Consider the following 19,541-nt stretch of genomic DNA (forward strand, 5'->3'; position numbering starts at 1 on the left):
GGCGGCGGCCGTAGCGTTACATCGTGCGGCGGTCGAGCATCGCGCGCGCGATCGTGCCCGCGTCGACGTATTCCAGCTCCCCGCCGACCGGCACGCCGCGCGCGAGACGCGTCACCGCGAGCCCGCGCGCCTTCAGCGTCTGGCCGAGATAGTGGGCGGTGGCCTCGCCTTCGTTCGTGAAGTTGGTCGCGAGCACGACCTCCTTGACGATGCCGTCGGACGCGCGCCGCACCAGCCGGTCGAAATGGATTTCCTTCGGGCCGATGCCGTCGAGGGGGCTCAACCGCCCCATCAGAACGAAATACAGCCCGCGATAGGTCATCGTCTGTTCGAGCATGATCTGGTCGGCCGGCGTCTCGACGACGCACAGTAGCGTCGGATCACGCTCCGTATCGCTGCAGACCTCGCAGATCTGCGCCTCCGTGAACGTATTGCACTTTTCGCAGTGCTGCAGGTGCTCGGTCGCGAACAGCAGCGAACGGCCGAGCCGCTCCGCCCCCTCCCGATCGTGCTGCATCAGGTGGTACGCCATGCGTTGCGCGGATTTCGGCCCGACGCCGGGCAGCACGCGCAGCGCTTCGACGAGGGCGGACAAGGCGGACGGCTGTTTCATACGTCGACGGATGCCTGGACGGAAGCGCCGCTCAGAACGGCAGCTTGAAGCCCGGCGGCAGCGGCAGGCCGGCCGTCATGCCGCTCATCTTTTCCTGCGACGTCGCTTCGGCCTTGCGCACGGCGTCGTTGAACGCGGCAGCCACGAGATCCTCGAGCATGTCCTTGTCGTCCGCGAGCAGGCTCGGGTCGATCGCCACGCGGCGCACTTCGTTGCGGCAGGTCATCGTCACCTTGACGAGGCCCGCGCCCGACTGCCCTTCGACCTCGATCTGCGCAAGCTGCTCCTGCATCTTCTTCATGTTTTCCTGCATTTGCTGCGCTTGCTTCATCAGTCCGGCGATGTTGCCTTTCAACATGGGAATACTCCTTCTTGATCGTGTGAAAACCGGCACGCGGCGCGTGCCGGCAATGTGCATGGGCGTGATTGTGCCCGTCGCCGCACGGTCCGTTCAATGCAGCGTCGGCGACGCGCCGTCCGCCGATGCGGCGGCATCCGCGAGCGGACGCACCGAGCCGTCGACGATGCGTGCGTCGAAGTCACGCACGAGCTGCTGGACGAACGGATCCGCGTGAATCTCCTGCTCCGCCTCGCGCTGGCGCGCCGCGCGCGCGGCCGCGTCGAGCGCCGCCGCGGTGCGCCGCGCGGGCCCGACCTCGACGGCGACGTCGACCGGCTTGCCGAGCGCATCCGCGAGCGCAGCCTTCAGTTTCGCGACCTGCGCCGCATCCGCGTACTGCGGCACCGGCACGGACAGCTTGAGCGTCGTCGCGTCGACCGCCGTCAGCTCGCTGTTGAACGCGAGCTGGTACGCGACGCCCTTCAGCGGCAGCCGCGCGGCCAGCGCCGGCCACTCGCCGTCGAAACCGATCGGATCGAGCGCGATCGCAGGCGGCAACGGGCGCGTATCGACCGGCGCGGACACGGCCGGCTTCGGCGCGACGCGCACGTCGTCCGACCCGCTGTCGAACACCGGCACGAAGCCGTCGTCGGGCGGACCGCCGAACATCTCGTCCGCGCTGAGCGGCACGTACTCGTCCGGCGGAATGTCTTCCCAAGGCGGCGGCGACTGACGCGTATCAGGCTGCGGTGCGCGAGCCGCGGCGCGCGGCGTCGGCACCTGCACCGCGGGACGCGGCGCAGCCGGTTTCGCTGCGGCCGGCGCGGCCGGTTTCGCCGCCGCGCCGGCGCGCGAGCGATCGGTCGACACGCGCATGCCGGCATTGCGCAGCACATCGAGCGCCGCGGCGGCGCCACCCGAGCGTGCAGCAGAACGCGGGGCGGCGTCCGTCGACGCGGCGCGCGGCGCGGATTCGGCCGGCGCAGCATCCGCCGCATCGGTACGGAATTCGGATTTCGCCGGCGGCGCGGGCGGGTCGTTCTTCACGGCTGCGGCGGGCGCGGCCGCGGACGCATCGGCTGCCGCGACCGGCTGAGCCGCTGCGGTCGGGGCGGGCGTCTCGGTTGTCGCGGGAACGGCCGGCGGCTCGCTCGCGCGTTCGCCGGGTTGGGCAGGCACATCGGCGGCTGGTCGCGCGACCGGCGCGGCAGACGCCGTCGGCGCCGCGGCTGCCGCCGGCTTGCGCGTCGCCTCGGCGGGTGCCGCCGGCTTCGCGGCCGACACGGCCGCACGCGGCCCCGGCACGGCGCGCGGCGCCGAAGCCTGGCCGACCGGCGCACCGCCGGCAGCGCCGGCCGCCGGCTCGAACGCGAGCATCCGCAGCAGCGTCATCGTGAAGCCCGCGTACTCGTCGGGCGCGAGGCCCAGTTCCGCACGACCAACCGTCGCGATCTGGTAGAACAGCTGCACCTGCTCGGGGCTGAGCGTCTGCGCGAACCGGCGCAGGTCGGCCGCTTCCGGCCACTCGTCGAGCACCGAGCCCGGCGCGAACTGCGCCCACGCGATCCGGTGCAGCAGGCTGGCGAGATCCTGCAAGGCGGTCGAGAACGACAGGCTGCGCAGCGACATTTCGTCGGCGATCGCGAGAATCCCGGTGCCGTCGCCGGCCGCGAGCGCGTCGAGCAGGCGCACCATGTAGGTCTGGTCGAGCGCGCCGAGCATCCCCGACACGGCCGTTTCCGTCACTTCGTTCGCCGAATAGGCGATCGCCTGGTCGGTCAGCGACAGCGCATCGCGCATGCTGCCCTGCGCCGCGCGCGCGAGCAGGCGCAGCGCCTGCGGCTCGAACGTGATCCGCTCTTCGCCGAGGATCCGTTCGAGATGCGACACGATGTGCCCGGCCGGCATCTGCTTCAGGTTGAACTGCAGGCAGCGCGACAGCACGGTGACGGGAATCTTCTGCGGGTCGGTGGTCGCGAGGATGAACTTGACGTGCGGCGGCGGCTCCTCGAGCGTCTTCAGCATCGCGTTGAACGCGTGGTTCGTCAGCATGTGCACTTCGTCGATCATATAGACCTTGAAGCGCGCATCGACGGGCGCGTACACCGCGCGCTCGAGCAGCGCGGCCATTTCGTCGACGCCGCGGTTGCTCGCGGCGTCCATTTCGACGTAGTCGACGAAGCGGCCTTCGTCGATCTCGCGGCACGCGCGGCACACGCCGCACGGCTGCGACGTCACGCCGGTTTCACAGTTGAGCGCCTTCGCGAAGATCCGCGACAGCGTCGTCTTGCCGACGCCGCGGGTGCCCGTAAACAGATAGGCGTGATGCAAACGCCCGCCGTCGAGCGCGTGCGTGAGCGCCCTGACGACGTGCTCCTGGCCGACGAGCGAAGCGAAATCCTTCGGACGCCACTTGCGTGCGAGAACTTGATAGGTCATCAGGAAATTGTATCAGCAACGCTGCGTCGCGCCGACACGCGAAACGGTACGGAACACGGATGCGAAAACGTGAAAAGCGCGTGGAGAGCGGAAATAAAAAACGCCCTGCGAACGGGGCGAGAAGGAAGGTGACGAGCCCGACCCTCGGCACTGGCGGAAAACGGCTGTGGCTGCTTCGTTCCCGACCTGACCAGGTTCACCGGCCCACCATGCGAGGAGGCCCGTCACGGCGCATTCTATCACCGCTTTGCGCCGAATGCGATCGTTATTCGAACGAATATGCGAAAGCAGGCGCGTGCAACAGGCGCGACCGCCCTCTTGTATTTTGCGCGCCGGCCTCCACATCCGTGACGCAACGGTCTTCGGCGTACGTGCCCCTACTCGCGAAGCGGCTACTATCGCCGTCAACAGCGGATAGCAATTTAGGCTAATATGACGCCCGAATGACCCGCGAGCCGCGGTACGCAGCGCTTACGCCCTTCTTTTCCGGAGTGCGGAGCTACCTGCCGCAGCGGCCTGCCGCCCGCCGGGCGGCAGGCGCGCCGAGAAGGCGCCATGCAGGCAGTCCCCGAACCGAAAGAGGTATTGACCAAATGAGCGAACAGATCAAACACATCAGCGACGCATCGTTCGAACAGGACGTCGTCAAATCCGACAAGCCGGTGCTCGTCGATTTCTGGGCCGAATGGTGCGGCCCGTGCAAGATGATTGCCCCGATCCTCGACGAAGTCGCGAAGGATTACGGCGACAAGCTGCAGATCGCGAAGATCAACGTCGACGACAACCAGGCGACGCCGGCGAAGTTCGGCGTGCGCGGCATCCCGACGCTGATCCTCTTCAAGAACGGCGCGGCCGCCGCGCAGAAGGTCGGCGCGCTGTCGAAGTCGCAACTGACCGCGTTCCTGGACAGCCACCTGTAAAAGCACCCGCAGGTTCGCGGACGTGTTGTCAACCGGCAACACGTCCGCCGCCAAGCCGCCGATCGGCCGCTCAAGCGCGAATCGGCCTATGCTAGAATTAAAAAACGTCTACAAGACGCATTTAAGCCTCTGAGCGATTCCGCTCGCCCTCCTCCCTTTTTTCTTTCGTCGCTTCTCTTCCCTGGCGGGATTCCCGTATGCATTTATCCGAGCTCAAGTCTCTGCACGTGTCCGAATTGATCGAGATGGCCAACGGCCTGGAGATCGAAAACGCGAACCGCCTGCGCAAGCAGGAGTTGATGTTCGCCATTCTCAAAAAGCGCGCCAAGACGGGAGAGACGATCTTCGGCGACGGCACGCTCGAAGTGCTGCCGGACGGCTTCGGCTTCCTGCGCTCGCCGGAAATGTCGTACCTCGCGAGCACCGACGACATCTACATCAGCCCGTCGCAGATCCGCCGCTTCAACCTGCACACCGGCGACACGATCGAAGGCGAAGTCCGCACGCCGAAGGACGGCGAGCGCTACTTCGCGCTCGTCAAGGTCGACAAAGTCAACGGGCAGCCGCCCGAGGCCTCGAAACACAAGATCATGTTCGAGAACCTCACGCCGCTGCACCCGAACAAGCCGCTGTCGCTCGAGCGCGAAATGCGCGGCGAAGAGAACGTCACGGGCCGCATCATCGACATGATCGCGCCGATCGGCAAGGGCCAGCGCGGCCTGCTCGTTGCGTCGCCGAAGTCGGGCAAGACCGTGATGCTCCAGCACATCGCGCACGCGATCAAGCAGAACCACCCGGACGTGATCCTGTTCGTGCTGCTGATCGACGAGCGCCCTGAAGAAGTGACCGAAATGCAGCGCTCCGTCGCGGGCGAGGTGATCGCGTCGACGTTCGACGAACCGGCCACGCGCCACGTCCAGGTCGCCGAAATGGTGATCGAGAAGGCCAAGCGCCTCGTCGAAATGAAGCACGACGTCGTGATCCTGCTCGACTCGATCACGCGTCTCGCACGCGCGTACAACACCGTGATCCCGGCGTCGGGCAAGGTGCTGACGGGCGGTGTCGACGCGAACGCGCTGCAGCGCCCGAAGCGCTTCTTCGGCGCGGCGCGCAACATCGAGGAAGGCGGCTCGCTGACGATCATCGGCACCGCGCTGATCGAAACCGGCAGCCGCATGGACGACGTGATCTACGAAGAGTTCAAGGGCACCGGCAACATGGAAGTGCACCTCGAGCGCCGCCTCGCGGAAAAGCGCGTCTACCCGTCGATCAACCTGAACAAGTCGGGCACGCGCCGCGAGGAAATGCTGATCAAGCCCGAGATCCTGCAGAAGATCTGGGTGCTGCGCAAATTCATCCACGACATGGACGAAGTCGAGGCAATGGAATTCCTGCTCGACAAGATCCGCCAGACGAAGAGCAACTCCGAGTTCTTCGACCTGATGCGCCGCGGCGGCTGATCGCCCCGGCAGCGGATACGACGGCCGCCCGCGCGTTACGCCCGGCGGCCGTTTTTTCGCGCCAACATGAACGTGAACGTACACGTTGATCTATAATTCTTTCCGCCTCCCCAACCCGCCGACCCCGCCCCGATGACGACCGACACCCCCGCCCTGCTGCTGACCGTGAGCGACGCCGCCGCGCGGCTCGGCGTCACGCCGCGCACGCTGAAGTACTACGAGGAGCGCGGGCTCGTCACGCCGTCGCGCAGCGAAGGCCGCTATCGTCTCTACGACGAAGCCGACCTCGAGCGCTTCGCGCGAATCCTGCGCCTGCGCGCGCTCGGCTTCTCGCTGCAGGGCATCACCGAAATGCTCAAGCGTCCGCTGGAAGAGACGGACGACGGCCGGCGCCGCTACTCGGACGCGTCGCTGCGGGACATCCGCACCGGTCTCGCGGAACAGATCGGCACGCTGGACCGGCGCATCGCGGCGGTCCAGCGCGAGCTGAAGGAAGCGGTGGCGCTGCGCAAGGAACTGCAGCGCGACATCGACTACGTCGAGCGGCGCCTCGCCGGCGAAAGCGCGGATGCGCTGATTGCGCAGCGGCGGGCCGAGGCAAGCGAGCGCCGGTCGCGCAAGAGCCGCGCATGAACGCGACGCCGGGCCGCCCGCCACTGTGGAGCCGCGCAAGCCTGCGCGCCGACCTGTTCCCGTGGGCGCTCGCGCTCGTCACCGGCATCGACTATTTCGACAACGCGACGTTCTCGTTCTTCGCCAGCTACATCGCGGGCGGCATCAACGCGTCGCCGGACGAGCTCGTGTGGTCGTCGAGCGCGTACGCGGTCGCGGCCGTGCTCGGCATCCTCCAGCAGCAATGGTGGATCGACCGCCTCGGGCATCGCCGCTACGTCGCCGGCTGCATGCTGATGTTCTCGCTCGGCGCGATCGCGTCCGCGCTCGCCGATACGTCGCTGGAACTCGCGTTCGCGCGCGGCTTCCAGGGCTATTTCATCGGGCCGATGATGGGTGCATGCCGGATACTGATCCAGATCAGCTTCACGCCGCAGGAACGGCCACCCGCGACGCGCGCGTTCCTGATCATGATCCTGCTCGGCAGTGCGCTCGCGCCGATCGCCGGCGGCCTGCTCGTCGCGCATTCGACGTGGCGCGCGCTGTTCGCGTGCACGGCACCCGCAGGCGTCGCGTTCGCGATCCTCGCGCTGCTGACGCTGCCCGACACCGGCAACCTGCCCGACGACGAACGCGGCACCGGGCATTTCTGGCCATACGTCGTGTTCGCGCTCGCGCAGGGCGCGCTGCAAATCGTGATGCAGCAGGTGCGGTACCAGCTCTACAGCGGCTCGCCGATGCTGATCCTGCTGACGGTCGCGGGCCTCGGCGCGCTCGCGTGGTTCGCGCACCACCAGTGGCACCACCCGACGCCGCTCGTGCGCCTGCACGCGTTCCGCCAGCGGACCTTCCAGGTCGGGCTCCTGCTCTACATGTTCTATTACTACGAGTCGACCGGCTTCAGCTACCTGACCTCCCGCCTTCTCGAATCGGGGCTCGGCTATCCGGTCGAGAACGCCGGGCGCCTGGTCGGCACGATGTCCCTGATCTCCGCGACCGCGCTGTTCGCGTACCTGCGTTACGCGAAGCTGATCACGCACAAGAAATGGATCATCGTGCCGGGCTTCGCGGTCGCCGCGTTCGCCGCGCTGTGGATGACCCGCATGACGCCGCAGGTCGGCGAAGCGGCGCTGATCGTGCCGCTGCTGCTGCGCGGCCTGCTGCTGCTGTTCATCGTGCTGCCGGTCGCGAACCTGACGTTCCGGATCTTCGCGATCGACGAATACACGCACGGCTACCGGCTCAAGAACATCGTCCGCCAACTGACGATCTCGTTCGCAACCGCGTCGGTGATCATCGTCGAACAGCATCGGCAGGCCGTGCACCAGACGCGGCTCGTCGAGCGCGCGAACGTGTTCGACCCGCTGTTCCAGCAGACGGTCGACGCGCTGGCCCGCAGCTACGCGGCCGCCGGCCATGCGCCCGGCGATGCGCACGCGCTCGCAATCTCGTCGATCGCGCGGATGGTCGCGCAGCAGGCGTCGTTCCTGTCGTCGCTCGACGGGTTCTATTTCCTCGCCGGCGTCGCGATATGCGGCGGGATCTTCGCCGCATGGCAAAAAGACATCGATTGAGTTAAAAGTCAGGCTTTGGGATTCACGTTGCCGTTTCCATGCTTTCGAAACTCACCCGCTGGCTCGACCATCGCCGCCGCGACCGCGCGCTGCGCAGCCACCCGATCCCCGACGCGCTGTGGCAGGACACCGTCGCGCGGCTGCCGTTCCTCGACTACCTGCCGCCTGACGACCTCGGCCGGCTGCGCGAGCTGACGAGCCTGTTTATCGCGCACAAGTCGTTTTCGACCGCGCACGGCCTCGAGCTGACCGACGAGATGATCGTCGGCATCGCCGTGCAGGCCTGCGTGCCGGTGCTGAATCTCGATCTGTCGCTTTACGACGGCTGGGTCGGCGTCGTCGTGTATCCAGGCGAATTCGTGATCCGCAAGACCGTGCAGGACGAGGACGGCGTCGTCCACGAGGTCGAGCAGGACGCGAGCGGCGAAGCCTGGGAAGGCGGACCGGTGATCCTGTCGTGGGAAGACGCGCAGATGACCGACGGCCGCGACGCGTACAACGTCGTGATCCACGAGTTCGCGCACAAGATCGACATGATCAACGGCGCGGCCGACGGCTATCCGCCCCTCTTTCGCCGCTGGCATGCGCCGCACCTCGACGCGCAGGCGTGGGCCGACGTGTTCGAGAACGCTTACGACCAGTTCTGCGCGCGCGTCGATGCGGTGCCGGATCGCGCCTGGGCGCGCTTCGAGCGGGAGTCGCTGATCGATCCCTATGCGGCCGACCACCCGTCGGAATTCTTTGCCGTATGCAGCGAGGCGCTGTTCGTGCGGCCGCGTGCGTTCGAGGCCGAGTTCCCCGAGCTCTACCGGCTGCTCGCCCGCTATTACCGGCAGGATCCGGCCCAAACCGGCGCGCTCGACGCGCGCTGAAAATTAATCGCCAACCGTCTGATTTTCTGGCATAATCGCCGTTTTTCGACCTTAGGCAAGTGGCTCGCGCCGGGCTTGACGCCAGCCGACACGCGCAATTCGCGCGGTTCGGAGCGGCAAGCGGCGGGTTGGCTACCGCTCTCACCAAGGAAAATCATGAAACCTGGCATTCACCCGGATTACCGCGAAGTCGTCTTCCAAGACATGTCGAACGGCTTCAAGTTCATCACGCGCTCGACGATCCAGACGCGTGAAACCATCGACTTCGAAGGCAAGACCTACCCGCTCGCCAAGATCGAAGTGTCGTCGGAGTCGCACTCGTTCTACACCGGCCAGCAGAAGATCATGGACACGGCAGGCCGCGTCGAGAAGTTCAAGAACAAGTTCGGTTCGCGCGCCAGCGGCAAGGTCGCGAAGTAAGCTTCGCGACGCATCCGGTGACCGCAACGCACCGGTACCGCACCAAAGGGCAGCCCAGGCTGCCCTTTTTCGTCTCTGCTCGCCCCAGCGCCGTCGGCCGGCGCCCGGGCGCAACCGCTGACGCGCAACGGCCGGCGCGTCTACAATGCCGGATGCTCAAAACCGGCGCGCCGCGCGGCATCGCGCGAGCCGCGCCCAGAACAATTCGCCCATCTGCATGAAGCCTGTCGTTCGCCTCACCGCCTCCGCCACGCGCGCGCTGCCGCGCTGGCTGCTGCTCACGCTCTGCCTCGTCTATGCGGCATTCGGCCTGTTCGGCCGCGACCCGTGGAAAAACGAGGACGCGGCGGGCTTCGGCGTCATGTGGACGATGGCCAAGGGCGGCTGGCACGACTGGCTGCTGCCGAATCTGGTCGGCAAGTTCATCACGACCGACGGACCGCTCGGCTACTGGCTCGGCGCGCTGTCGATCCGCTCGCTCGAGCCGTGGGTCGACGCGAGCAACGCGTCGCGGCTCTCCACCGGCATCCTGTTCTGCATCGCCTGCGCGTTCGTCTGGTACGCCGCGTATCTGCTCGGCCGGCGCGCCGAAGTCCAGCCGTTCAAGTACGCGTTCGGCGGCGAGCCCGAGCCGCGCGACTACGGCCGCACGCTCGCCGACGGCGCCCTGCTGATCCTGCTCGCCTGCTTCGGCCTCGCGGAGCGCGGACACGAAACGACGCCGCAGCTCGCGCAGTTCGCATGGATCGCGATGCTCGTCTACGGGCTCGTGCGCGGCATCGACAAGCCGCTGCAGGGCGCGCTGTGGTGGGGCGCGGCAATCGGCCTCGTCTGCCTGTCCGGCAACCCGGTGCTCGTCGGCGCGCTCGTCGTCGGCACCGCCGTGCTGTGGCTCGTCACGCCCGAGATGCGCAACCTACACCTGCCCGCGATCGGCGTGCCCCTCGCCGCCGCGATCATCGCGCTGTGGGTGTTCGCCGCGCTCGCCGCGGCGCCGGACGACGCCGCGTGGTTCTTCGATCAATGGGTGCGCGGCAGCCTGATGCGCTTTTCCGGCCCGCCGACCGCCGTGCTGATGTACGCGGCGAAGAACCTGCCGATCTTCGCGTGGCCCGCGTGGCCGCTCGCGATCTGGGCGTGGTGGAGCTGGGCCGGCCTGCGCCGGCGCACGCACATCGCGATCCCGCTGTCGGTCGTCGTGCCGCTCGTCGCGCTCGTGATCCTGCAGAGTCAGCAGTCGAACCGCATGTACATGCTGCTGCTGCCGCCGCTCGCGGTGCTCGCGACGTTCGCGCTGCCGACGCTGAAGCGCGGCGCGATCAACGCGATCGACTGGTTCGCGGTGCTGAGCTTCACGATCCTCGGCAGCTTCGTGTGGCTCGTCTGGCTGGCGTCGATGACCGGCTTCCCACACCCGCTCGCGCGCAACCTCGCGCGTCTCCTGCCGGGCTACGAGCCGCACTTCAAGGTGCTGTCGTTCGTCTGCGCGGTCGCGGTGACGGTCTGCTGGTTCCTGCTCGCGAGGTGGCGCGTGTCGCGTCAGCCGAAGGTGCTGTGGCGCAGCGTGGTGCTGTCAGGCGCCGGCACCACGCTGATGTGGGTGCTGCTGATGACGCTGTGGCTGCCGATCGTCAACTACGGCCGGACCTATCGCGACGTCGCGCAGCAGATCGCCGCGCACCTGCCGTCCGATTACGAATGCATTTCGCCGGTGCGGCTCGGCGACGCGCAGATCGCGACGTTCGCCTATTTCGGCAACATGCACTTCGATTACTCCGGCGACTGCGACGTGATCCTGCGCCAGGACCGTGCCGATTTCGGCGAACCGAGCTCGATGTCGCAGTACGTGTGGCGTCTCGTCTGGGAGGGCCGCCGCGTCGCCGACCGCGACGAGCGTTTCCGCCTGTACGAGCGCATCGAGCGGCCGAAGACGCCGGTCAAGCGCCGGCCGCCGCGCCGCAAGGCGGACGATTGACGATGCTGGCCGATATCCGTCGGATCATCGGCCTCGCGTGGCCGGTGCTCGTCGGCCAGCTCGCGATCATTGCGTTCGGCGTGACCGACACCGCGATGGTCGGCCGCTTCTCCGCCACCGATCTCGCCGCGCTCGGGCTCGGCGCATCGATCTACCTGTCGGTCTTCATCGGCCTGACAGGCATCCTGTCCGCGCTGCAGCCGATCACCGGCCAGCTGTACGGTGCGCGGCGCTACGCCGAGATCGGCGAGGAAGTCCGCCAGGCGCTGTGGCTCGCCGCGCTGCTCGCGGTGCCCGGCTTCCTGCTGCTGCATTTCCCCGAACCGCTGCTGCGTCTCGCGCACGCGCCCGCCGCGCTGCACGAGCGCACCGTCGCCTATCTGCGCCTCCTGTCGTTCGGGCTGCCGGCGAGCCTCGTGTTCCGGATCTACGGCGCGCTCACCAACGCGGCCGGCAAGCCGCGCCTCGCGATGATCCTGCAGATCGGCGCGCTCGCGCTCAAGTTTCCGCTGAACGTCTGGTTCATCTTCGGCGGGTTCGGCGTGCCGGCGCTCGGCGGTCCGGGATGCGGGCTCGCGAGCACGGTGATCAACTGGGCGCTCGCGCTGGTCGGCTTCACGTTGCTCGCGAAGCTCGACGTGTTCGCGCCGCTCGCGATCTTCTCGCGCTTCTGCTGGCCGGTCTGGGCGCGCCAGAAGGCGATCCTGAAGCTCGGCGTGCCGATGGGCCTGTCGTACCTGATCGAGGTCACGTCGTTCACCTGCATGGCGCTCTTCATCGCGCAATTCGGCACGACGACGCTCGCCGGGCACCAGATCGCCGCCAACATCAGCGGCGTGCTGTACATGACGCCACTGTCGATCGGCGTCGCGACGTCGACGCTCGTCGCCCGCGCGCTCGGCGCCGGGCAGCCCGACGAAGCCCGGCTGCTCGGCCGCCACGGCGTGACGCTCGCGGGCGGGATCGCCGCGCTGTATGGCCTGCTGGTGTTCGCGCTGCGCCCACTGATCGTCGGCGGCTACACGCCGAACCCGGCAGTCGCCGCGGCCGCGATGCCGCTCGTCGCGATCGTCACCTGCTATCACTTCTTCGACGCGCTGCAGGTCACGTCCGCGTTCGCGCTGCGCGCGTACAAGGTCGCGGCCGTGCCGACCATCATCTACGCGGTCGCGCTGTGGGGCGTCGGGCTCGGCGGCGGCTACCTGCTCGGCTTCGACGTCGGCGGCTACTCGCCCGCCTGGCTGACCGGCGCGCGCGGCTTCTGGTTCGCGAACACGATGAGCCTGATGCTGGCGGGCGCCGGGCTCGCGCTGTACCTGCGGCATGTGAGCCGCGCCGTGAGCCGCGCGCCGGCGCCCTCGCCCGAGCCCGCCTGAAAGCGCGCATGACGGGCACGCGCCGCCCGCGTCAGGCGGCCACCCGAGCTGCCTATGCCGCCACCTCGCCGTCGCGCTGCCGGAACACCTCGTGCGCGGCGAACAGCGCATTCAGCGCGGCCGGAAACCCCGCATAGACGGCCATCTGCATGAACACTTCGACGATCTCGTCGCGCGTGCAGCCGACGTTCAGCGCCGCCTCGATATGCACCTTGAGTTGCGGCTGCGCGTTGCCCAGCGCGGCGAGCGCGGCAATCGTCGCGATCTCGCGCGCCCTCAGGTCGAGCTGCGGCCGGCTGTAGATGTCGCCGAAGCCGAATTCGACCAGCAGCCGGCCGAAATCCGGCGCGATCGGCGCGAGCGCCGCGATCACGCGTTCGCCCACGTCGCCGTCGATTTCCTTCAGTTTGTTCCAGCCGCGCGTGTAGCGGTCGTCAGCGAGTCGTTCCATTGTGCGTGTCCTGTTCCGGTTGTGGGGATGTCGCCTGTCGCCCCGCGTCGCGCTCCGCCGTCTCGTAATAGGCGATCTTCTCGCCGATCACGTCGAGGCTCGCCTGCAGCTCCGCGATATGCGCGCGCACCGCATCGCGATGCGCGACCAGCAGTTCGCGGCGCGCGCCGAGCGTCGGCTCGCCGCGCGCACGCAATGCGGCGAACCGCTGCATCTGCGCGATCGGCATGCCGGTCGCCTTCAGTCGCATCACGAAGCGCAGCCAGTCGAGGTCGGCCGGCGCGTACAGCCGGTGCCCGGCCGGCGTGCGCGCGATCGCGCGCAGCAGGCCCGCCTGCTCGTAGTAGCGCAGCGTGTGCGTCGATACGCCCATCAGTTCGGCAACCAGACCGATCGTCAGGGCGCGTGCGGCGGAAGTCTTCGATACGGGTGACATGACAGACAGGCTCAAGGTTAGGACTTAGAGTTCACTCTAAGTCAACACCCTGTCGACGGCCAGTGCGACGTGAGCGGCGATTCCGTCAAACATCGTCAAAACCGCGGTCCGGCGGGGCCTGCGCCCTTTACAGCAGCGCAAGCGTTCAGCAAGATTCCGGCAGCCTGTCTTAAAAAGGGCACGCACTTGTCCTATGCTTAACGGCGACGCCCGGCCCCGTGCCGCGTGCCGGCCGTTGCAACAGCCATTCATCCGTTCGATCCAGGGAGCCCTTGCCATGCTGAAAAAGCTGCTGATGCTGTTCGTCGCGCTATCGCTGTCGCTGACCGCGGCCTTCGCCGCGGCGGTCGAGGTCAACACGGCCGACCAGGCCGCGCTCGAATCCGTCAAGGGTCTCGGGCCCGTGAAGTCGAAGGCGATCATCGACGAACGCACCAAGAACGGCCCGTTCAAGGATGCTGACGATCTCGCGAACCGCGTGAAGGGCCTCGGCACGAAGTCGGTCGCGCATCTCGAGGAAAACGGCCTGACGATCGGCGGTTCGGCGACGCCGCCGAAAGGCGTGAAGGCGTCGAAGCCCGCCGCGGCGACGGGTACGACGGCTCCGGCGACGAAGCCGGCCGCAACGCCGGCCACGACGGCTCCGGCCACGACGGGCGCCGCGACGACCACCGCGCCCGCGCCGGCCGCAAGCGTGCCGGAAGCGGCGTCGAAGCCGGCCAAGACCAAGCGCGCATCGAAGAAGGACAAGGCCGCCGCGGCCGCCGGCGCATCGGCGCCGGCCTCGGATGCAAGCGCGCCGGCCGACGCGTCGTCCGCGAAGGGTTCGAAAAAGAAGGGCAAGAAAGACAAGGCTGCCTCCGCCGCCGCGGCGTCGGGCGCCTGATGCGCGCCGCGTGCGCAGCAATGCGCGCGCGGCTTCGTTCCACGGGCGCCGCCGTCGCGGCGCCGTTTCATTGAAGGTGAAGAATCATGGGTCTACTCGACATCGTCGGCGGTCTGCTCGGCGGCCAGGCCGGCGGCAATTCGCAAAGCGCGCTGCTGTCGGCCGCGCTCGAATTCATCAACAACCAGCCGGGCGGCCTGAATGGCCTGATCGAGAAGTTCAAGGCCGGCGGCGCCGGCGACATCATCGGCTCGTGGGTCGGCACCGGCGAGAACCAGCCGATCTCGGCCGACACGCTGCAGAACGTGCTCGGCTCCGACGCCATCGGCGCGCTGGCGAGCAAGTTCGGCGTCGATCCGGCGCAGGCATCGGGCATCCTCGCGCAGGTGCTGCCGCACGTCGTCAACCATGCGACGCCGAACGGCGAAGTGCCGGCCGACGGCCAGGTCGACACGTCGAACGTGCTCGGCACGCTGACGCAGCTCGCGGGCCTGTTCGGCGGCAACAAGCAGGCGTGAGCCTCAGCCGGCAGTTGCACGCCGGATGAAAAAAACACCCCGCCTCGCGGCGGGGTGTTTGCTTTTGGCGACCCGGCTTCGCGCTCCGGGCCCGGCGCCGAGGCGCGCTCAGTGAACGACGCGGTCGAACACGAACGTGCCGTCCCGGACGTCGACCGGAATCACGTCCTTCGGACCGAAGCGGCCCGCGAGGATCAGCTTCGCGACCGGGTTCTCGATCTCCTGCTGGATCGCGCGCTTGAGCGGCCGCGCGCCGAACAGCGGATCGTAGCCGACCTTGCCGATCTGCTCGAGCGCCGCTTCCGACACGTCGAGCGCCATGTCGAGCTTCGCGAGCCGGTCGTGCAGGCGGGCGAGCTGGATCTTCGCGATCGACTGGATGTTGGCGCGGTCGAGCGCATGGAACACGACGACGTCGTCGATCCGGTTCAGGAACTCGGGGCGGAAATGCTGCTTCACCTCGAGCCACACCGCGTCCTTGATCTCTTCCTGCGGCGAACCCGCCATCGCCTGGATCACCTGCGAGCCGAGGTTCGACGTCATCACGATCACCGTGTTCTTGAAGTCGACCGTACGCCCCTGCCCGTCCGTCATCCGGCCGTCATCGAGCACCTGCAGCAGCACGTTGAACACGTCCGGATGCGCCTTCTCGATCTCGTCGAGCAGGATCACGCTGTACGGCTTGCGGCGCACGGCTTCCGTCAGGTAGCCGCCTTCCTCGTAGCCGACATAGCCCGGCGGCGCGCCGATCAGCCGCGCGACGCTGTGCTTCTCCATGAACTCGCTCATGTCGATGCGGATCAGGTGCTCTTCCGAGTCGAACAGGAACGCCGCGAGCGCCTTGCACAGTTCGGTCTTGCCGACGCCCGTCGGACCGAGGAACAGGAACGAGCCGTACGGACGGTTCGGATCGGCGAGACCCGCGCGCGAACGGCGGATCGCATCGGCGACCGCGTCGATCGCCTCGTTCTGGCCGACCACGCGCTCGTGCAGCTTCTCCTCGATGTGCAGCAGCTTCTCGCGCTCGCCCTGCATCATCCGCGACACCGGAATGCCGGTGGCGCGCGACACGACTTCCGCGATTTCCTCCGCGCCGACCTGCGTGCGGAGCAACCGCGGACGCGTCGGGTTGTGCTGCTCCCGCTCTTCGGCCTGCGTGACCTGCTTCAACTGCGCATCGAGCTGCGGCAGCTTGCCGTACTGCAGTTCCGCGACCTTCTCGAGCTTGCCTTCGCGCTGCAGGCGCGCGATGTCGGCACGCACCTTCTCGATCTCTTCCTTGAGCTGCGCGCTGCCTTGCACCGCGGCCTTCTCGGCGGTCCAGATCTCCTCGAGGTCCGAGTACTCGCGGCCGAGCCGTTCGATTTCTTCCTCGATCAGCTGCAGGCGCTTCTGCGACGCTTCGTCCTGCTCCTTCTTCACGGCCTCGCGCTCGATCTTCAGCTGGATCAGCCGGCGGTCGAGCTTGTCCATCTCTTCGGGCTTCGAATCGATTTCCATCTTGATCTTCGACGCCGCCTCGTCGATCAGGTCGATCGCCTTGTCCGGCAGGAAGCGGTCCGTGATGTAGCGATGCGACAGCTCGGCCGCGGCGACGATCGCCGGGTCGGTGATGTCGACGCCGTGGTGCAGCTCGTACTTCTCCTGCAGCCCGCGCAGGATCGCGATCGTCGCCTCGACGCTCGGCTCGTCGACGAGCACCTTCTGGAAGCGACGCTCGAGCGCGGCGTCCTTCTCGATGTACTTGCGGTATTCGTCGAGCGTGGTCGCGCCGATGCAGTGCAGCTCGCCGCGCGACAGCGCCGGCTTCAGCATGTTGCCCGCGTCCATTGCGCCTTCGGCCTTGCCCGCGCCGACCATCGTGTGGATTTCGTCGATGAAGACGATCGTCTGCCCTTCGTCCTTCGCGATGTCGTTGAGCACCGCCTTCAGGCGCTCCTCGAATTCGCCGCGATACTTCGCGCCGGCGAGCAGCGCCGCCATGTCGAGCGACAGCACGCGCTTGCCCTTCAGCGTCTCCGGCACCTCGCCGTTGACGATCCGCTGCGCGAGCCCTTCGACGATCGCGGTCTTGCCGACGCCCGGCTCGCCAATCAGCACCGGGTTGTTCTTGGTGCGGCGCTGCAGGATCTGGATCGAGCGGCGGATTTCGTCGTCGCGGCCGATCACCGGATCGAGCTTGCCCGCGCGGGCGCGCTCGGTCAGGTCGATCGTATATTTCTTCAGCGCCTCGCGCTGGCTTTCCGCGTCCTGGCTGTGCACCTGCGAGCCGCCGCGCACCGCGGCGATCGCGGCTTCGAGCGCCTTGCGCGTCAGGCCGTGCTGGCGCGCGAGCCGGCCAACCTCGCCCTTGTCGTCGGCGGCCGCGAGCAGGAACATCTCGCTCGCGATGAACGTGTCGTTGAGCTTCTGTGCTTCCTTGTCCGCCTGGTTCAGCAGGCCGATCAGCTCGCGGCCGAGCTGGATGTCGCCGCCCGTGTCCGTCACTTGCGGCAGGCGCGAGATCGCCTCGTTCAGCGCGCCTTGCAGCGCCTGCACGTGAACGCCCGCGCGCGACATCAGCGAGCGTGCCGAGCCGTCCTGCTGCGCGATCAGCGCGGCCAGTACGTGAACCGGTTCGATGTATTGATTGTCGCGGCCTGCCGCGAGGCTTTGCGCATCCGCCAGCGCTTCCTGGAATTTGGTGGTGAGCTTGTCGATTCTCATTTGGTAGAGACCTCCAATTTTCGATTAACACCAAAATGAGGATGGTTATGCGGCTTTCAAGCGGATTCCTGTTGATTCGGCGCAAAAGTGCTCGCGGACCGTCGCAATCTGCGAACGGGCGGCCGTCAGTGCGCGGCGCGCGCGTCAGTTGGCGAGCGGCGACGGCTCGGCGGGCGCTGCCGCGTCCCGCACGAAGGCGATCGGCTTGATGCCGAGCAGCGCCGCGAGCGGCGACGCAGGCTGCGCGAGCTCGCCGAGCGTGTGCCGGTCGAGTTCCGCGAAGAACGCGTCGCGCGCCGCCGCCAGCACGCCCTTCAGGCGGCAGTGCGGCTCGATGACGCACGCGCGCTGCGACTCTCCGCCGGCAAAGCAGCCGACCAGCGCGAAATCGTTCTCGGTCTCGCGCACGACCTGGCCGACCGTCAGCCGCATCGAGTGCGGGAACAGCCGCAGCCCGCCGTTGCGGCCGCGGACGGTATCGACCCAGCCAAGCTCGCCGAGGCGCTGCACCACCTTCATCAGATGATTCTTCGAGATGCCGTAGGCGTCCGAAATCTCCTGGATCGTCGCGAGCCCGTCGCCGCGCACGGCAAGGTACAGCATGACTCTCAGCGAGTAGTCGGTGTAGTCGGTCAGTCTCATGGATGAAAGCGGTGTTTGATGATCGTGCGCTGATTACGCGCGCCCCCCGGTTGCCGGGACCGCCTGCGCGCAATAAGATGCGGGGCATCAGCACGTTTATCGAGGGGTTGGCCGACGTTATTGTGCGTCAAAATCATGCCGGCGTCCCACCCTTCGCCCGGCCCCTTTATCGTCATGACCGCCACGCCTACCCCGCCCGACGCCGCGCCGAACCGGCCCCGCGACGCGGAACCCACTGAAGACAACATCCGCGCGCTCGTCTACGCGTTCTACGACCGCGTGCGCGCCGATCCGCTGCTCGGGCCCGTGTTCGACGGCAAGCTGGCCGGCCGCTGGGACGCGCACCTGCCGAAGATGGTGACCTTCTGGTCGAGCCTCGTGCTCGGCACCAAGGGCTATCGCGGCAACGTGCAGCAGGCGCACCAGCCGCTCGACGGCCTCGAGCCCACGCATTTCAGCCGCTGGCTGGCGCTGTTCCTGAAGACGGTCGAAGCACGCTACACGCCGCCCGCGGCGGTCCGCTTCATGGAGCCGGCGCTGCGGATCGCGCAAAGCCTGCAGTTGAGCCGCTTCGGCTGGGATTACCGGATTCCGCCCGAACAGCAGGCGCTGCTCGACGCGGTCGCACCGCGCCGCCGCGACGATCCGGATCACCTGCCGTCGCGCACGCGCGGCGAGCCGTTCCCGGCGAAGATCATCGGGCGCGGTTCGTCGGAGGATTGAGCCGCGCGGAGCAGTCGCGCGACGCTTTGACGCAGGCTCCGTCCCGCCGCGACGCAATGACGCGGCCCCTTGGCCCTTACCCTTGGCCGCGCTCAGCGCGGGGCGTTGCCCGATTCGACGCCCCAGCGCGCAAGCGCTGCGTCGTCGGTGCTGCGGGCATCCACCCAGCGCTCGCCGTCGGGCGTCGTTTCCTTCTTCCAGAACGGCGCCTGGGTCTTCAGGTAGTCCATCACGAACTCGCACGACGCGAATGCGTCGCCGCGGTGCGCGGCGACCGTCGCGACCAGCACGATCTGGTCGAGCGGGTAAAGCTTGCCGACCCGGTGCACGATCGCGACGTCGATGCCCGGCCAGCGGCGGCACGCATCGGCGGCGATCTGCTCGAGCGCCTTCTCGGTCATCCCCGGATAGTGCTCGAGCTCCATCGCGGCGACCGAATCGCCGTCGTTCAGGTCGCGCACCGTGCCGACGAAGCAGGCGATCGCGCCGATCTTCGGATTGCGCGCGCGCAGCGCCGCCACCTCGGCATTCAGGTCGAAATCGTCGGCCTGGACTCGCACCGTTGCCATCGCGCCTCC

The 19,541-nt window shown here is 67.7% G+C and carries 19 protein-coding genes and 1 other RNA gene; 11 read left to right on the plus strand and 9 right to left on the minus strand.

Annotated features, from left to right (window positions below; translation table 11 throughout):
• Window positions 1-16: 16 nt before the first annotated feature.
• The 4 genes from recR to ffs form a co-directional block, all read right to left on the minus strand.
• Window positions 17-613: a recombination mediator RecR gene (gene recR / locus KY49_RS08475; protein WP_010092235.1), complete on the minus strand. Its 597-nt coding sequence runs from the start codon at window positions 611-613 to the stop codon at window positions 17-19.
• Between the two features lie 31 nt (window positions 614-644).
• On the minus strand, window positions 645-971 hold the full coding sequence (locus KY49_RS08480; protein ID WP_042584164.1) for a YbaB/EbfC family nucleoid-associated protein: 327 nt from the start codon (window positions 969-971) through the stop codon (window positions 645-647).
• A gap of 93 nt (window positions 972-1,064) precedes the next feature.
• Window positions 1,065-3,392: a DNA polymerase III subunit gamma/tau gene (dnaX, locus tag KY49_RS08485; protein WP_042584165.1), complete on the minus strand. Its 2,328-nt coding sequence runs from the start codon at window positions 3,390-3,392 to the stop codon at window positions 1,065-1,067.
• Between the two features lie 127 nt (window positions 3,393-3,519).
• Window positions 3,520-3,618, minus strand: an RNA gene (gene ffs, locus KY49_RS34780) — signal recognition particle sRNA small type.
• Between the two features lie 367 nt (window positions 3,619-3,985).
• Here ffs and trxA point away from each other — a divergent pair.
• The 8 genes from trxA (at window position 3,986) to KY49_RS08525 (ending at window position 12,601) form a co-directional block, all read left to right on the plus strand.
• Complete coding sequence (gene trxA, locus KY49_RS08490; RefSeq protein ID WP_006402348.1) at window positions 3,986-4,312, plus strand: thioredoxin TrxA; 327 nt, start codon at window positions 3,986-3,988, stop codon at window positions 4,310-4,312.
• Window positions 4,313-4,509: 197 nt separating this feature from the next.
• Entirely contained in the window at window positions 4,510-5,772 is a 1,263-nt protein-coding gene (gene rho, locus KY49_RS08495; RefSeq protein ID WP_006478662.1) for a transcription termination factor Rho, read from the plus strand.
• Window positions 5,773-5,904: 132 nt separating this feature from the next.
• Window positions 5,905-6,405, plus strand: coding sequence for a MerR family transcriptional regulator (locus KY49_RS08500; RefSeq protein WP_042584166.1), 501 nt, complete (start codon window positions 5,905-5,907; stop codon window positions 6,403-6,405).
• Window positions 6,402-7,958 carry an MFS transporter gene (locus KY49_RS08505; protein ID WP_042584167.1) on the plus strand — a complete coding sequence of 519 codons (1,557 nt, stop codon included), beginning with the start codon at window positions 6,402-6,404 and terminating at the stop codon, window positions 7,956-7,958. Before KY49_RS08500 ends, KY49_RS08505 begins: the two co-directional genes overlap by 4 nt.
• 38 nt (window positions 7,959-7,996) lie before the next feature.
• Window positions 7,997-8,830, plus strand: a complete 834-nt coding sequence (locus KY49_RS08510; RefSeq protein ID WP_010092227.1) for a M90 family metallopeptidase — start codon at window positions 7,997-7,999, stop codon at window positions 8,828-8,830.
• Between the two features lie 156 nt (window positions 8,831-8,986).
• Window positions 8,987-9,250, plus strand: a complete 264-nt coding sequence (locus KY49_RS08515) for a type B 50S ribosomal protein L31 (protein WP_010092226.1) — start codon at window positions 8,987-8,989, stop codon at window positions 9,248-9,250.
• 145 nt (window positions 9,251-9,395) lie between these two features.
• The gene (locus KY49_RS08520) at window positions 9,396-11,225 is read left to right on the plus strand and encodes an ArnT family glycosyltransferase (protein WP_088501772.1); all 1,830 of its coding nucleotides are present in this window, start codon (window positions 9,396-9,398) and stop codon (window positions 11,223-11,225) included.
• Between the two features lie 2 nt (window positions 11,226-11,227).
• Window positions 11,228-12,601, plus strand: a complete 1,374-nt coding sequence (locus tag KY49_RS08525) for an MATE family efflux transporter (RefSeq protein WP_042584169.1) — start codon at window positions 11,228-11,230, stop codon at window positions 12,599-12,601.
• Window positions 12,602-12,653: 52 nt separating this feature from the next.
• Here KY49_RS08525 and KY49_RS08530 read toward each other — a convergent pair whose 3' ends face one another.
• On the minus strand, window positions 12,654-13,052 hold the full coding sequence (locus KY49_RS08530) for a carboxymuconolactone decarboxylase family protein (protein ID WP_042584170.1): 399 nt from the start codon (window positions 13,050-13,052) through the stop codon (window positions 12,654-12,656).
• Window positions 13,036-13,488 (minus strand): MerR family transcriptional regulator, encoded by a 453-nt coding sequence (locus KY49_RS08535; protein WP_042584171.1) that lies wholly within the window; start codon window positions 13,486-13,488, stop codon window positions 13,036-13,038. The genes KY49_RS08530 and KY49_RS08535 overlap by 17 nt, the downstream gene beginning before the upstream one ends.
• Before the next feature lie 277 nt (window positions 13,489-13,765).
• Between KY49_RS08535 and KY49_RS08540 the strand changes: the two genes are divergently transcribed.
• Both KY49_RS08540 and KY49_RS08545 read left to right on the plus strand, forming a co-directional pair.
• On the plus strand, window positions 13,766-14,374 hold the full coding sequence (locus tag KY49_RS08540) for a ComEA family DNA-binding protein (RefSeq protein ID WP_042584172.1): 609 nt from the start codon (window positions 13,766-13,768) through the stop codon (window positions 14,372-14,374).
• A gap of 86 nt (window positions 14,375-14,460) precedes the next feature.
• Entirely contained in the window at window positions 14,461-14,892 is a 432-nt protein-coding gene (locus KY49_RS08545) for a YidB family protein (protein ID WP_042584173.1), read from the plus strand.
• Between the two features lie 108 nt (window positions 14,893-15,000).
• Here the strand turns inward: KY49_RS08545 and clpB are convergent, their stop codons facing one another.
• Window positions 15,001-17,598, minus strand: a complete 2,598-nt coding sequence (clpB, locus tag KY49_RS08550; RefSeq protein WP_042584174.1) for an ATP-dependent chaperone ClpB — start codon at window positions 17,596-17,598, stop codon at window positions 15,001-15,003.
• A gap of 144 nt (window positions 17,599-17,742) precedes the next feature.
• Window positions 17,743-18,240 carry an Rrf2 family transcriptional regulator gene (locus KY49_RS08555; RefSeq protein WP_042584175.1) on the minus strand — a complete coding sequence of 166 codons (498 nt, stop codon included), beginning with the start codon at window positions 18,238-18,240 and terminating at the stop codon, window positions 17,743-17,745.
• A 174-nt stretch (window positions 18,241-18,414) separates the two neighbouring features.
• Between KY49_RS08555 and KY49_RS08560 the strand changes: the two genes are divergently transcribed.
• On the plus strand, window positions 18,415-18,963 hold the full coding sequence (locus tag KY49_RS08560; protein WP_042584176.1) for a group III truncated hemoglobin: 549 nt from the start codon (window positions 18,415-18,417) through the stop codon (window positions 18,961-18,963).
• A gap of 92 nt (window positions 18,964-19,055) precedes the next feature.
• Here the strand turns inward: KY49_RS08560 and moaE are convergent, their stop codons facing one another.
• The gene (gene moaE, locus KY49_RS08565) at window positions 19,056-19,532 is read right to left on the minus strand and encodes a molybdopterin synthase catalytic subunit MoaE (protein WP_042584177.1); all 477 of its coding nucleotides are present in this window, start codon (window positions 19,530-19,532) and stop codon (window positions 19,056-19,058) included.
• Window positions 19,533-19,541: the final 9 nt, after the last annotated feature.

This window comes from Burkholderia sp. MSHR3999, from assembly GCF_000833595.1.
In the GTDB taxonomy this organism is placed as follows: domain Bacteria; phylum Pseudomonadota; class Gammaproteobacteria; order Burkholderiales; family Burkholderiaceae; genus Burkholderia; species Burkholderia ubonensis.